The organism is Mesorhizobium sp. W016 (assembly GCF_054719485.1).
In genome coordinates, this window is the sequence record NZ_JBTTIF010000002.1 from 3,404,017 (window position 1) to 3,417,198 (window position 13,182).

General features: G+C 63.0%; 10 protein-coding genes. 6 read left to right on the top strand and 4 right to left on the bottom strand.

Features of this window, described 5'->3' with window-relative positions; translation table 11 throughout:
• Positions 1-83: 83 nt before the first annotated feature.
• From ACYG9V_RS16885 to ACYG9V_RS16895, 3 genes are all read left to right on the top strand, one after another.
• Positions 84-4,412, top strand: coding sequence for a strawberry notch-like NTP hydrolase domain-containing protein (locus ACYG9V_RS16885; protein ID WP_352765936.1), 4,329 nt, complete (start codon positions 84-86; stop codon positions 4,410-4,412).
• Positions 4,409-5,434: a DUF7146 domain-containing protein gene (locus tag ACYG9V_RS16890; protein ID WP_352625207.1), complete on the top strand. Its 1,026-nt coding sequence runs from the start codon at positions 4,409-4,411 to the stop codon at positions 5,432-5,434. Before ACYG9V_RS16885 ends, ACYG9V_RS16890 begins: the two co-directional genes overlap by 4 nt.
• A 340-nt stretch (positions 5,435-5,774) precedes the next feature.
• Positions 5,775-6,695 carry a DUF2493 domain-containing protein gene (locus tag ACYG9V_RS16895; protein WP_023690439.1) on the top strand — a complete coding sequence of 307 codons (921 nt, stop codon included), beginning with the start codon at positions 5,775-5,777 and terminating at the stop codon, positions 6,693-6,695.
• A 262-nt stretch (positions 6,696-6,957) separates the two neighbouring features.
• Here ACYG9V_RS16895 and ACYG9V_RS16900 read toward each other — a convergent pair whose 3' ends face one another.
• The gene (locus ACYG9V_RS16900; protein ID WP_023690440.1) at positions 6,958-7,281 is read right to left on the bottom strand and encodes a nucleotidyl cyclase domain-containing protein; all 324 of its coding nucleotides are present in this window, start codon (positions 7,279-7,281) and stop codon (positions 6,958-6,960) included.
• A 347-nt stretch (positions 7,282-7,628) separates the two neighbouring features.
• Between ACYG9V_RS16900 and ACYG9V_RS16905 the strand changes: the two genes are divergently transcribed.
• Genes ACYG9V_RS16905 through ACYG9V_RS16915 form a run of 3 tightly spaced genes read left to right on the top strand, consistent with a single transcriptional unit; the run spans position 7,629 to position 9,465 of the window.
• Positions 7,629-8,237 (top strand): hypothetical protein, encoded by a 609-nt coding sequence (locus tag ACYG9V_RS16905; protein ID WP_023696785.1) that lies wholly within the window; start codon positions 7,629-7,631, stop codon positions 8,235-8,237.
• Positions 8,234-8,626: a phage holin family protein gene (locus ACYG9V_RS16910; RefSeq protein ID WP_023696784.1), complete on the top strand. Its 393-nt coding sequence runs from the start codon at positions 8,234-8,236 to the stop codon at positions 8,624-8,626. The genes ACYG9V_RS16905 and ACYG9V_RS16910 overlap by 4 nt, the downstream gene beginning before the upstream one ends.
• Before the next feature lie 56 nt (positions 8,627-8,682).
• Entirely contained in the window at positions 8,683-9,465 is a 783-nt protein-coding gene (locus ACYG9V_RS16915; protein WP_352765937.1) for a hypothetical protein, read from the top strand.
• Positions 9,466-9,612: 147 nt separating this feature from the next.
• Here the strand turns inward: ACYG9V_RS16915 and ACYG9V_RS16920 are convergent, their stop codons facing one another.
• The 3 genes from ACYG9V_RS16920 to ACYG9V_RS16930 are packed head-to-tail and all read right to left on the bottom strand — an operon-like array spanning position 9,613 to position 13,161.
• Entirely contained in the window at positions 9,613-11,244 is a 1,632-nt protein-coding gene (locus ACYG9V_RS16920) for an ABC transporter ATP-binding protein (protein WP_023686074.1), read from the bottom strand.
• A complete protein-coding gene (locus ACYG9V_RS16925; RefSeq protein WP_460221977.1) occupies positions 11,234-12,118 on the bottom strand; it encodes an ABC transporter permease in 885 nt (294 codons plus the stop codon). The genes ACYG9V_RS16920 and ACYG9V_RS16925 overlap by 11 nt, the downstream gene beginning before the upstream one ends.
• Complete coding sequence (locus ACYG9V_RS16930) at positions 12,115-13,161, bottom strand: ABC transporter permease (RefSeq protein WP_023696782.1); 1,047 nt, start codon at positions 13,159-13,161, stop codon at positions 12,115-12,117. The genes ACYG9V_RS16925 and ACYG9V_RS16930 overlap by 4 nt, the downstream gene beginning before the upstream one ends.
• Between the last annotated feature and the right edge of the window lie 21 nt (positions 13,162-13,182).

Sequence of the window (13,182 nt, forward strand, 5' to 3'; positions counted from 1 at the left end):
AGCCGGGATGGGTTTGAATCCGCACGGTCCAGAGAGAGCGCCGCGCGGCTCGATCCTGTCCCCGCTCTCCCGAGGTTCACACCATGTACATGATCTCGCCCGCTGTGGCAGTTCCCGCAGCCGCGCCGCTCCCGCTCCCCCAAACCGGTGCAGCCGGCGCTATCTTCGCCGCCGCCGGCCTTCTGCTTCCCCATCTCGAGCGCGGCGACAGCATCGACGCGCCAAAGCTGCGCGCGGCGATGGAAGCCGCATTCGGCGCCTCCGACGCCGCCGGCGCCTGGGACTGGAAGCAGGCCTACGATGCCTGCGAGGCTGCGACGGTCCTTTTCCTGCGCAAGTACGGAAAGGCGTTGTTCCGCAAGGCCGCGTCTCCGGCTCTCCGGCTGTCAGCATTGTCGAAGATCGCCCGGCTCATGCCGACGCATACCCGCCGATCCGAAGAGGCGCAGACCTTCCAGCAGTTCTCGACGCCGATTCCGCTCGGCATGGTCGCCGCAACGGCCGCTGCCATCACGCCGGCCGACCGTGTGCTGGAGCCTTCCGCCGGCACCGGGCTGCTCGCCATCTTGGCCGAGATAGCCGGCGCCTCGCTCATTCTCAACGAGCTTGCCGAAACCCGCGCGGGACTTCTCTCCGGCCTCTTTCCGGCCGTCTGCGCCAGCCGCTTCGACGCCGCCCAGATCGATGACCATCTCGATCCCGGCGCCGTGCCGAGCGTGGTGCTGATGAACCCGCCCTTTTCGGTCATGGCCAACGTCGAGGGCCGCATGGCCGACGCGGCCTGGCGGCACATCGCCTCGGCCCTGGCGCGCCTCGCGCCCGGCGGGCGGCTGGTGACGATTACCGGTGCGAACTTCGCGCCCGACCACCCGGCCTGGACCGCCGCCTTTACTCACCTGCAGGAACGTGGCCGCATCGTCTTCTCCGCCGCCATCGACGGCTCGGCCTACGCCAAGCATGGCACGACCTTTCCGACACGCCTCACCGTCATCGACCGGGTGCCGGCGGACGATCCGGACGTGTTCCCGGCAGATCAGGGCGTTGCCCCGGATGCCGCGACGCTGATCGCATGGGTCGGCGAGCATGTGCCGGCACGGCTGCCGGTCACCATACCCGCAGGTGCAACTCCCACATCGTCGTCGGCCGCACCCCGCACAGTGCGCGGCTATCTTGGTCCCACGGCAAGAATAACACCGCGGCCACTGCTCACTGATCCCGATGCCGTTGAGCTCGCCTATCAGGTGCTCGACTGGAAGGCCGCCGAGGGCGGCCACATCAGCGACGCCATCTACGAGGACTACGCGCTTCAGGCGATCCGCATTCCCGGCGCGCAGCCGCACCCCACCCAACTCGTGCAATCGGCGGCCATGGCCTCGGTCGCGCCGCCCAAGCCGAGTTATCGGCCGCGCCTGCCGAAGAACGTCCTTGACCTGCTCTCGGACGCGCAGCTCGAGACCGTCATCTATGCGGGCGATGCTCACGCCGAGTATCTCGCCGGCGCCTGGACGCTCGACGATACCTTTGACGTAATTAGCGCGGCGGCAGATGACGCGGCGCGGGCCGTGCGCTTCCGGCAAGGCTTCATGATCGGCGACGGTACCGGTGTAGGCAAGGGCCGCGAGTCCGCCGCCGTAATCCTAGACAATTGGATGCAGGGCCGTCGCAAGGCCGTCTGGATCTCCAAGTCAGACAAGCTCATCGAGGATGCGCAGCGCGACTGGTCCGCGCTCGGCATGGAGCGCTTGCTGGTCACCCCGCTCTCCCGCTTCCCGCAGGGCAGGCCGATCACGCTGGCGGACGGCATCCTGTTCACCACCTATGCCACGCTGCGGTCCGACGATCGCGGCGAGAGGCTTTCGCGGGTCAAGCAGATCGTCGAATGGTTGGGTCCGGATTTCGATGGGGTCATCATCTTCGACGAGGCGCACGCCATGCAAAATGCCGGTGGCGGCAAGAGCGAACGCGGCGACGCCGCTCCCTCCCAGCAAGGCCGTGCCGGCCTGAGGCTACAGCACGCCCTGCCGTATGCCCGCATCGTCTATGTCTCGGCGACTGGCGCCACCACCGTGCACAATCTCGCCTATGCCCAGCGGCTCGGCCTCTGGGGCGGCGAGCATTTTCCATTCTCGACCCGCGCCGAGTTCGTCGAGGCGATCGAGGCTGGCGGCGTGGCGGCGATGGAAGTACTGGCACGCGACCTCAGGGCACTTGGCCTCTATACCGCCCGCTCGCTCTCTTTCAACGGTGTCGAATACGAACTGCTCGAGCATGAGCTGACGCCCGAACAGGTCCGCATCTATGACGCGTACGCTGGGGCCTTCGGCGTCATCCACAACAATCTCGATGCTGCGATGCAGGCGGCCAACATCACCGGCAGCACCGGCACGCTCAATGCCCAGGCCAAGTCGACCGCGCGCAGCGCCTTTGAAAGCGCCAAGCAGCGCTTCTTCGGCCATTTGTTGACCAGCATGAAGACACCGACCCTGATCAAATCCATCACCGGCGATCTGGAGGAGGGCCATGCGGCCGTTGTCCAGATCGTCTCGACGGGTGAGGCGCTCATGGAGCGGCGGCTGGCCGAGTTGCCGACCGAGGAATGGAACGATGTTCGCGTCGACATCACGCCGCGCGAATATGTCCTTGACTACCTGGCCCATTCCTTCCCGGTGCAGCTCTACGAGCCGTTCACCGACAGCGAGGGCAATCTGTCGTCGCGCCCGGTCTACCGCGATGGCCAGCCCGTCGAGAGCCGCGAGGCGGTCGCCCGGCGCGACGAGCTGATCGCGAAACTCGCCAGCTTGACGCCTGTCCCCGGCGCGCTCGACCAGATCGTCCAACATTTCGGCGCGGACCTCGTCGCCGAAGTCACTGGCCGCTCGCGCCGCATCGTGCGCAAGCGCGACCGCCTGGTCGTCGAGCACCGAGCAGGGTCGGCAAATCTGGCCGAGGCGCAGTCCTTCATGGACGATCAGAAGCGCGTTCTGGTGTTTTCCGACGCCGGCGGGACGGGTCGTTCCTACCATGCCGAACTCTTGGCACGGAACACGCGGCTGCGTGTGCATTATCTGCTCGAAGCCGGGTGGAAGGCCGACACCGCCATCCAGGGCCTGGGCCGCACGCATCGGACCAATCAGGCGCAGCCGCCGCTGTTCCGGCCGATCTCGACCAATGTGAAGGCGGAAAAGCGCTTCCTCTCGACGATCGCCCGCCGTCTCGACACGTTGGGCGCAATCACGCGCGGCCAGCGCCAGACCGGTGGCCAAGGGCTGTTCCGGCCAGAGGACAATCTTGAAAGCCACTATGCCGGCGATGCCTTGCGGCAGCTCTATCTCCTGATCGTACGCGGCAAGGTCGAGGGTTGCACACTCCAGCGTTTCGAGGCGGCGACCGGTCTCAAGCTGATGGACAACAACGGCATCAAGGACGAGTTGCCGCCGATCACCACCTTCCTCAATCGCCTGTTGGCGCTGACCATCGAAGTGCAGGGCGTGCTGTTCGGCGCCTTCGAGCAGCTTCTGGCCGCTCGGATCGGTGGCGCCATCGCCTCGGGCACCTATGACACCGGGCTGGAGACCCTGCGGGCCGAGAGCTTCGTCATCACCGACCGGCAGGTCATCTACGCCCATCCGCGCACCGGCGCCGAAACGCGGCTGCTGACGATCACCCAGCGCAAGCGCAATCGGCCCGTCATGCTCGATGCGGCGCTCCATCACCTTCGCGATTTGCGCGCCATCCTACTGATCAACGAGCAATCTGGCCGCGCCGCCGTGCAGATCCCAACCACCAGCATCATGCTCGACGACGGCGAGATCGAGCCGCGGGTCCGCCTGATCCGGCCAATGGAAGGCCAGAACATGCCGCTCAAGGCTATGGGCGAAACCCGCTGGGTCGAGGCCCACCGTGAAGCTTTCGCTGCAGCATGGAATGCGGAGGTCGCCGAGACTCCCGAGTTTGCCGATGCCGTGCTGCACATGGTGACGGGCCTGTTGTTGCCGATCTGGAAGCGTCTGCCAAACGAGTCGACCCGCGTTTTTCGACTTCAGACCGACGAGGGCGAGCGCATAATTGGTCGCCTTGTCACGCCGGCCTGGGCCGCCAACGCCACGGTGACAGGCGTCGCATCGCTATCGCCCGAGCAGGCGCTCGCGGCGCTGATCGACGGGCGGACGATCCTTGATCTCGCCGAGGGTCTCCAGCTTCGCCGCAGCCGCGTCATGGGCGCGTGGCGCATCGAACTGTCGGGCTTCACCGACATGATGCGGGAGCGCCTCACCGCCTACGGTCTCTTCCACGAGATCATTTCGTGGAAGCTCAGGATGTTCGTGCCGATCGACGCCAACGGGCTCGCCGTGCTGGAGCGCGTGCTCGACCGCTTCCCAATCGAGCGGGTCAGTGAGCGGGAGGCTGCATGATTCCGCGTCACGCTGCATCCGACCTCGCACACCGCCTCGCCGAACATGCCGAGGCGGTGTGCCGCCACTACCTCTCCAATGGCCGTCGCCAGGGCAACTATTGGAGCGTCGGCGACGTCCGCAATGCGCCGGGCCGCTCGACGTTCGTGCGTCTGCAGCCATCCCCGAAGGGACCGCCAGGCAAATGGACCGACGCCGCTACCGGCGAGCATGGCGACCTGCTCGACGTCATCCGCGAATCCCTCGGACTGGTCAACTTCCGGGACGTCGCCGATGAGGCGCGCCTGTTTCTCGCTATGCCAGATGCCATGCCACCCCGACCGGCCGCGCCGATCACGCAGGTCCCCATTGGATCTCCGGAAGCGGCTCGCCGACCGAAGCCCATTATCGGCACCCTCGTGGAAACCTATTTGCGTGGACGTGGCATTGCGACTTTGTCCGGCACCGGATCGCTGCGGTTCCATCCGCGCTGCTACTACCGGCCCGGCGATCATGGACCGACCGAGACCTTGCCGGCAATGATCGCTGCTGTCACCGACCTTGATGGACATTTGACCGGCGCGCACCGCACCTGGCTCGCACCGGACGGCACCGGCAAGGCGCTCGTCGACACGCCGCGTCGCGCAATGGGTGACCTTCTGGGTCACGCCGTCCGCTTCGGTGCACCCGGCAGCGTCATGGCGGCAGGCGAGGGCATTGAGACGACGCTGTCGCTCAGATGCGCCTTGCCCGATATGGCGATGGCTGCGGCACTCTCGGCAGCCCATCTAGCCGCCATCCTGTTCCCGCCAACCCTGCGCCGGCTCTATGTCATCCGCGACAACGATCCGGCCGGTGACGGTGCCCGCGACAGCCTGCTCGAGCGCGCGACGGACGCCGGAATCGATGCAATCGTGCTGTCGCCAGCGATGCAAGACTTCAACGAAGACCTCAGCCGCTTCGGACTTGCGGCCTTCCGGGCCTCGATTGCAGACCAGCTCATGCGCAAAGATCGCATCCGATATCTGACACAGGCGGCATGAGCCGGGAGGGGAAGCGCGCGGCGCACGGTGCCGGTGCGGCGCATGGATGAGTGACCCGCCGGCAGAGACCCGAGACCCGGCCTTCGAGAGGGCGATCGGCCCACGAACTGGCCGGCCAGGCAATGGCGGCGGCCGACTATTTTCCGGCGCGCGCGACTGGTCGCGAATGGCAGCGATCGGGCGCGACGCTTTTCCATCGCGAGGCAAAATAGTCGGCCGCCGCCATCCTCCGCTGCGCTCCGGCCCTCCGCATCGCTGCGGGTGTCGGACCGTCCCGCCCGTGGGCTCTCGTCGCCATGAAGGCCGCGAGGGTCGCGGTCAAACCGACGGGAGCATCCCCATGAGAGAGCACGACGACACTGAACCGCACCACGCCGCTTCTGCGACCGATCACATCCTCACCGAACTCCAGCTCTATGGCTGGCGACCATTTGCGGACGAGCCCGATCCGCGACCGCTCCCCGGTGGCGACCAAGTGGCCGGAGCCGTGGCCGACATCTTTGACGCCCTCATCGTCACCCTGGCTGACACGCGCCTCGAACCCGACCTCGATGACTTGCTCTGGTCCCTCACCAATGTCTTCCACCGAGCTGTACAACGGATCGAGCGGCAACTGGAAGACAACGAGCAGGCCCAGCGCTGTCTGCAGCGCGAACAGGATGGCAGCGAGATCAAGGCGGTTGAACTCGAGACACTCACCGCCCAGGGCCAGACCATGATCGAACGGCGGGGCGCCTTCGAGCTCATGCGTGACCAGGCCGCCGAACACTACGATCAGTACACCGGTTCTGCCTGGCGACCGCGCACGGGGTCGATGGTAAACCACCACCATCTCACCGCCGCAATGATCGATAGCCGCGACTTCCTCGCGGCCAGGCGGCGCGCGGAAACCGAGGTCATGTTGCCGGCCGGCCCCAAGATCGCCTTCTCCGGCGGCGATACCGCCGATCACGAGATGATCTGGGCAAAGCTCGACCAAATCCGCGCCAAGCACCCCGACATGGTGCTGATGCACGGCGGATCACGCAAAGGCGCTGAAAAGATCGCCGCCCGCTGGGCCGATCATCGCAAGGTGCCGCAGGTCGCCTTCAAGCCCGACTGGAGCAGACACGCCAAGGCCGCTCCCTTTAAGCGCAACGACCAGATGTTGGCGGTCATGCCGATCGGCGTCATCATCTTTCCCGGCACCGGCATTCAGGAGAACCTCGCGGACAAGGCCCGCAAGCTCGGCATCCCGGTCTATCGATTAGGCGGCTCGTGAGCGCCCCCTTTGACCCTAGATCTTAGTCCAGGTTGGTCACCGCTATTCCACAATCTCACCGATGTGGAGGTATGTCTTTCACGACGCGAACGGCGGCTTCGCGCCTCATGACAGTCGGTTCCCCGGTTCAGTCCATTCACCAAAAGCGGGCGTCGCCAAACGGCCAGCCCTCAGGCTGTTATGTTCGCGGCAAATGCTCAGCTGGGCCGAATGGATGAGGCGCGACGATACCAGGCAAAATTCTGGGCACTCCGCCGGACTGTCACGAGTCCTCGAAGCGCAGGCCGATCTTTCCCGCTGCATGTTCCTGCACGCGTTCGGAAACGCAGATCCTGCCAGGCTCGGCGATCCTCTCCAGACGCGCGGCGATGTTGACCCCCGCGCCCAAGACGTGACCGTCCTGTTCGATGATGTCGCCGACGATCTTGCCGCGATGCGTGGCAATACAGGGATCGAGGTGGTCACGTTGATGGCTGTTCAAGCGCTCGAGGGCACCTTCTTCGTCAGCGCCCATCAGTTGACTGTACCCGGCGAGGTCAGCCGCAAGGATCGCCGAGAGCTTGCGCTCGACCCGACCGATTTCCATCCAGTCCCTCTGCAAGGCGTCAGGATCATATTTGCCCAGGTCAAGCGATCCAAGTCCGCTCTTCCGGTTTTCTTTGGGATCGCGTCAACCATGTCGGGCGCACCCGTTCGTACGGAGCAACTGGCGCTCCGCACGAGGGACAGGGCAACTCACTGGTGACTGGGTGCGTGCCTGACGAAGCTCTTCGTTTCGGCTGAGATAAATGCTCTCACTTACGGAACATCGCAGGTTCGTCGAAGTTGGAAAGCTACGGAGGACGTGCACATGAACAGTGTCATCTATCTTATCGGCCTTATCGTTGTCGTGCTCGCGGTCCTCTCCTTCCTCGGTTTTCACTAGGTGGCCTCATGCAGCATGAGAACGATCAGGGCGGACAGCCCACCGATTTCGACAAGGCGAAAAGCGACGTCTCCGACAGACTTCGCCAGGAAAATGAGCGTGCCAGCGAGTTGCTTCACGACGCGCGGGACGAGGTGACCCGTAAGGCTGGCGACTATGCATCTGAAGCCACGCAGGTCATCTCCGACAAGGCGGAGGAGGCGCAGCGCGACATCGGATCGAGCTTGGCGGCGTTGGGTGGTGCACTGCGAGCCGCCAGCGATCACCTTGCCAGCAACGATGAAAGGAACGCATCGAAGTTCGCTTTGGATGCTGCCAGTGGCCTTGAGCGGCTTTCATCGTCCTTGAAACAGAAGCCCTTTAGCCAAGTCCTTGATGACGTGCAGTCCTTCGGCCGGCAAAATCCCGGTGTCCTGCTTGCGGGATCGGTGTTGGCCGGATTGGCTCTCGGGCGGTTCATCAAGGCTTCTCCGCCGGCAACGCCCGATTCTGAGGCCGCTCCGGGAGGCCTCAGATCACACACCGATCAGCCACAGGGTTGGTCCGCTGATCGTCCACAAGATTTTGGCGTGGTCGGCGATGATGGGGCCACGCAGATCGCGGAGCAGGACAGATGAACAACCAGGACAATCCCAGCCTTGCCGGGCTAGTCACCGATTTGGCCCAGAATGTCACCACTCTGGTGCAAACCGAGGCGAGGCTGTTTCGGGCCGAGCTCTCTGAAAAGCTTACCAAAGCCGGAGCAGGTGCCGCGGAAGTGCTGGGCGGCGCGATTTGCCTGCTCGCCGCGCTCTTGGTGTTGCTGCAGGCGCTCATTATCGCGGTGACGCGGGCAGGGCTTGGCGCGGGGTGGTCTTCCCTGCTGGTCGGTGTGGTCGTGGCGGTCCTCGGCGTCATCCTGCTGCGGACCGGGACGGCCAGCATGGCGCCTTCGGAACTTACCCCCGACCGGACCCAGGGACAGCTCAAGCGCGACGCGAGCGCGATTAAGGAACAGGTGAGATGAACGAGAAATCCGCAGGCGAACTTGAACGCGAGGCCGAGGCTGCTCGCGCTCGGGTGATGGAGACCGCCGAATCCATTCGAGTCAAGATGACGCCTGGACAATTGCTGGATGAGTTCACCGGGCTGTTCTCGGGAGGGGAGAGCGCGGCCATGCTCAGCAATCTCAGAACGCAGGTCCGAGACAATCCTTTGCCGGTCACCATGGTGGGCGCAGGTCTGGCCTGGCTGATGTTCGGCAGCGGTACCTCAAACACCGCCCACCGTTCGGCTGGCTATCCATTGCCTTCAGCGCCGGGACGACATGATGTAGCAGGGGAGCGCGGCGGCTTGGGCGGCACGCTCTCCGACGCCGCGGAATCGCTCTCCTCGAGCGCTGCCAGCGTCGGCGACACCATATCGAGCACCGCAAGAGCCGCTGCGGCGGGTCTGACGGGAAGCGCTGCCAATGCAAGCTCGACGACTGGGGACATGGCGGCGAAAGCCAGCCGCTCCGCGCAAGATCTGTTGGAGGATCAACCCTTGGCCGTTGCGGCCGTCGGTCTCGCCATCGGCGCCGCTATAGGTGCAATTCTGCCCCATACCGCAACGGAGGACGAGCAACTAGGCGCCTATGGCGACAAGCTTCGCGATTCCGCCGAAACTTTGCTCGACAGGGGCCTCGATGAGGCCAAGCAGGTCGCCGCCGACGCCTATGAGACCATCAAGCAGGAAGCTGGCCGGCAAGATATGGAAGCAGACACGATAGCCGATCAGCTCGGCAAGATCGTGAAGTCCACAGCAGACAAGACCGAGCATGCCGTGCGCGAACGTATTTCCGATACGCCTCAGCGTCAAACCTAGCCTGATGGTCCTGGATCAGCGATAGACGGTTCCAGAAGGCGTGCATAATAGTCGCGCTGATCGCTGCGCGTGGAGCTCGATCATGCCCTTCAAAGCACGTGGAAGATGGGCGGACGGGGACTTAATTCCTGACCACCTTGCAACCTGTCAGATTTTCCGACTGGCCAGCAATCTTGTCAGCCAGTCAGGATCCATTTCGGGAACAGAGGACAAAAGCCGTTCGGTGTAAGCGGCATGCGGAGGTGTGAGAACCACGCTCTTCAATCCCTGCTCGACGACTTTGCCGCCGTGCATGACGACAATCTCGTCTGCTATCGCGCGCACCGTGGCAATGTCATGGGTAATGAAGATGTAGCTCATCCCGAGTTCACGCTGTAGGCGCATCAGAAGCTTGAGGATCTCCTCCTGCACAATTTGGTCGAGCGCGGATGTGATCTCGTCGCAGATGATAAGCTCCGGTTCGGCAGCCAATGCCCGCGCAATGCAGACGCGTTGTTTTTGGCCACCTGATAGCTCGCCAGGTAGACGTTCCAGAAAATCCTCGCTCATCTCGACCATGTGCATAAGTTCGCTTATCCGGCGATCTCTCTGCGCGCCTTTGAGGCCGAGGTAGAATTCGAGTGGCCGCTCTAAGACTTCTTCGACCGTTTGGCGCGGATTAAGGGCGTTGTCGGGCATTTGATAAATCATCTGGACGCGACGCAGGACCTCCTTGGGCCGCGCCTTCAGGCTCTTGGAAAGGAGCTGGCCTGCGAAAGAAATCGAACCCGAACTTGGCGGCAAGAGTCCGGTAACGACTCGAGCGAGCGTCGATTTCCCAGAACCGGATTCGCCGACCACAGCGACTGTTCTTCCGCGCGGAACCTTGATGGAGACATCCTGGAGGACCTTGACCCCTCCGGCATAAGCCGCGGTGACGTTGTCTATCGTCAAGAGATAGTCATCGGCTGGAACTTCGGGCTTGGCGAGCTTGCGGACTGCCCAGAGCGTCCTCGTATATTCCTGGCTGGGGGAGGCCAGCATCTGGCGTGTGTCAGCCACCTCCACGGTAACTCCGTGTCGCAGAACCATGATGCGATCCGCCATTTGCGCCACCACCGCCAGGTCATGCGTTACGTAGATTGCAGCAGTACTGAATTCCTCAACGATGTTGCGAATGGAGGCAAGGACTTCAACCTGCGTGGTCACATCGAGCGCCGTTGTTGGCTCGTCGAATATTATGAGGTCCGGTCGACAAGCCATTGCCATCGCTGTCATGGCCCGTTGCAACTGCCCGCCTGAGACCTGATGAGGATAGCGAAAGCCTATGCTCTCGGGTTCTGGGAGCTGAAGACGCCGATAAAGATCCACGGCGCTCCGGTTCGCCTCTTCCCGGCTGACGATTCCATGCGCCACCGCGGTTTCGATGGTTTGTTCCAAAAGTCGATGTGCCGGATTGAAGGAGGCCGCCGCGCTTTGCGCGACATAGGCAATGCGGGAGCCCCGGAGACGACGGCGCCCCTTTTCATTGACTGCCAGGAGATCAATCCCGTCGAACAGGACCGAGCCCTGTGTGATCCGGCAGCCCGGTTTGGCATAGCCCATTGCGGCAAGGCCAATGGTGGACTTGCCGGCGCCTGACTCGCCGATTAGGCCAAGAACCTCCCCCCGCTTCAGCGTAAGATCGATCCCGCGGACGATGGGATGCCACTGTTCGTCCGAGGATCCCTCCACATGCAGATTGCGGATTTGCAGTAGATCCTTTCCTTTTTCGCGTGAGCCTGGATCGCTACTTTTCATCCCGCAACCCGCTTGTTGCGTGCAGGTACCAGTCCACAACGAAATTTACGGATACGGTAAGAAGAGCTATCGCGCCGGCCGGAAGCAGCGGCGTGACATCGCCGTAAGTGATCAGGGTTGCGTTCTCGCGCACCATTGATCCCCAATCGGCCGTCGGCGGCTGAATACCGACTCCGAGGAACGACAGCGCCGCGACTGTCAGGAACACGAAGCAGAATCGCAAGCCGAACTCGGCGACCAGTGGAGGCATGACATTGGGAAGGATTTCATTGGCGATGATCCATCTCGGTCCCTCGCCGCGCAATCGCGCCACCTCGACATATTCCATCACGGCCACGTTAAGCCCAACGGCGCGAGAAAGCCGAAAGACACGGGTGGAATCGAGAAGCGCAATGATAACAATCAGGCTGGTGATCGACGAGCCGAAGATCGACAGAAGCACCAGCGCGAAGATCAGACTCGGGATCGACATCAGCACGTCCACCGCACGCGACAAGATCTGGTCGAGCCACCCCCTATACAATGCGGCAAGGAGGCCGAGCGACACGCCTACCGCGAAGGAGAGCAATGTAGTCGCGACCGCGATAGCGATGGTGTTGCGCGCACCGTAGATCAAGCGGGTGAGCATGTCGCGGCCGAGCTGGTCGGTTCCCAATTTGAATTCCTGATCCCACGGCGCGAAGGCTTCGCTGAAGACCTGCGTCTCGCCATATGGGGCTATCCAGTGCGCGAAGACCGCAACAAGGACGTAGCCAACGATCACCAAGATGCCGAACCATGCACTAAGCGGTGCCTTCTTCAGCGCTGTTGTCGCCCGGCTGGCACGCGAGCGCCTCAGCCTCTGAACCGCCGCGATAGATTGGGATCTGGTCATCGTGGGTGCAAGAGCCTGGGGTTGGTGGCGATGGAAATAATGTCGGCCAGCAGGTTGAGAAGGATGTAGGTCGCGGCGAAAATCAGGGCACAGGCCTGGACAACCGGAACATCCCTGGATTTTACCGCATCAACCATCAGTTGGCCGATCCCGGGATAGACGAAAACGACCTCGACCACGACCACTCCGACGATGAGATATGCCATATTGAACGCCACGACAGTGACGATGGGAGCCCAGGCATTGGGCAGGGCATGCCTCAGCACGATCACCATCGGGGACATTCCCTTGAGGCGCGCCATATCGATGTAGGGGCTTGCGAGCATGTTGATGATGGCCGCTCGGGTCATGCGCATCATGTGGGCCACGATCACGAGTGTAAGGGTGATTGCCGGCAGCGCCACTTTCCAGAGGTGCTCCCAAAATGGGGTCTGATCGTTCACATTCGACAATGTCGGAAATTTGGGAACCGCATTGAGTGCCCAGGTCAGTGAGATACTGAGCCAATGGGGCAGGGATTGAGCGAAATCGGATGCAATGAACGTGTCGCGCGAGATCACCAGGTAGGCGAGCATATAGGCGACGAAAAACTCCGGGAACGAAATAGTTGTCAGTGTCACGGCATTCACCAGCCGGTCGAACCAGCCGTTGCGGTACAGCGCGGCGAGAATGCCAAGCCCAAGCGCCAGCGGAACCGCTATCAGCGCGGTCACCGCTGCAAGAAACATCGTATTGTAGAGGCGTGGCGCGATGATCTCGGCCACGGTACGCCGATATCCGGTGCGGCTCGCGAACGAAGAGCCGAAGTCGCCGTGAAGCATTTGCGCGACCCAGACGAAATAGCGCTCGACAGGCGGACGATCGATGCCGATTTCCCGCTGAAAGGCGGCGACCGTTTCGGGCGTCGCCGACTGCCCGAGCGTGGCCTTGGCGAAGTCGCCCGGAAGCACCGCGATGGCAGAGAAGATGATGATGGACACGATGAACAAAGTGACCAGGCCGAGGCCAAGGCGCTGCAGAACCGTTCTTGCGACGGGGTTCATGTGAGTGCCGTCTCCCTTTGG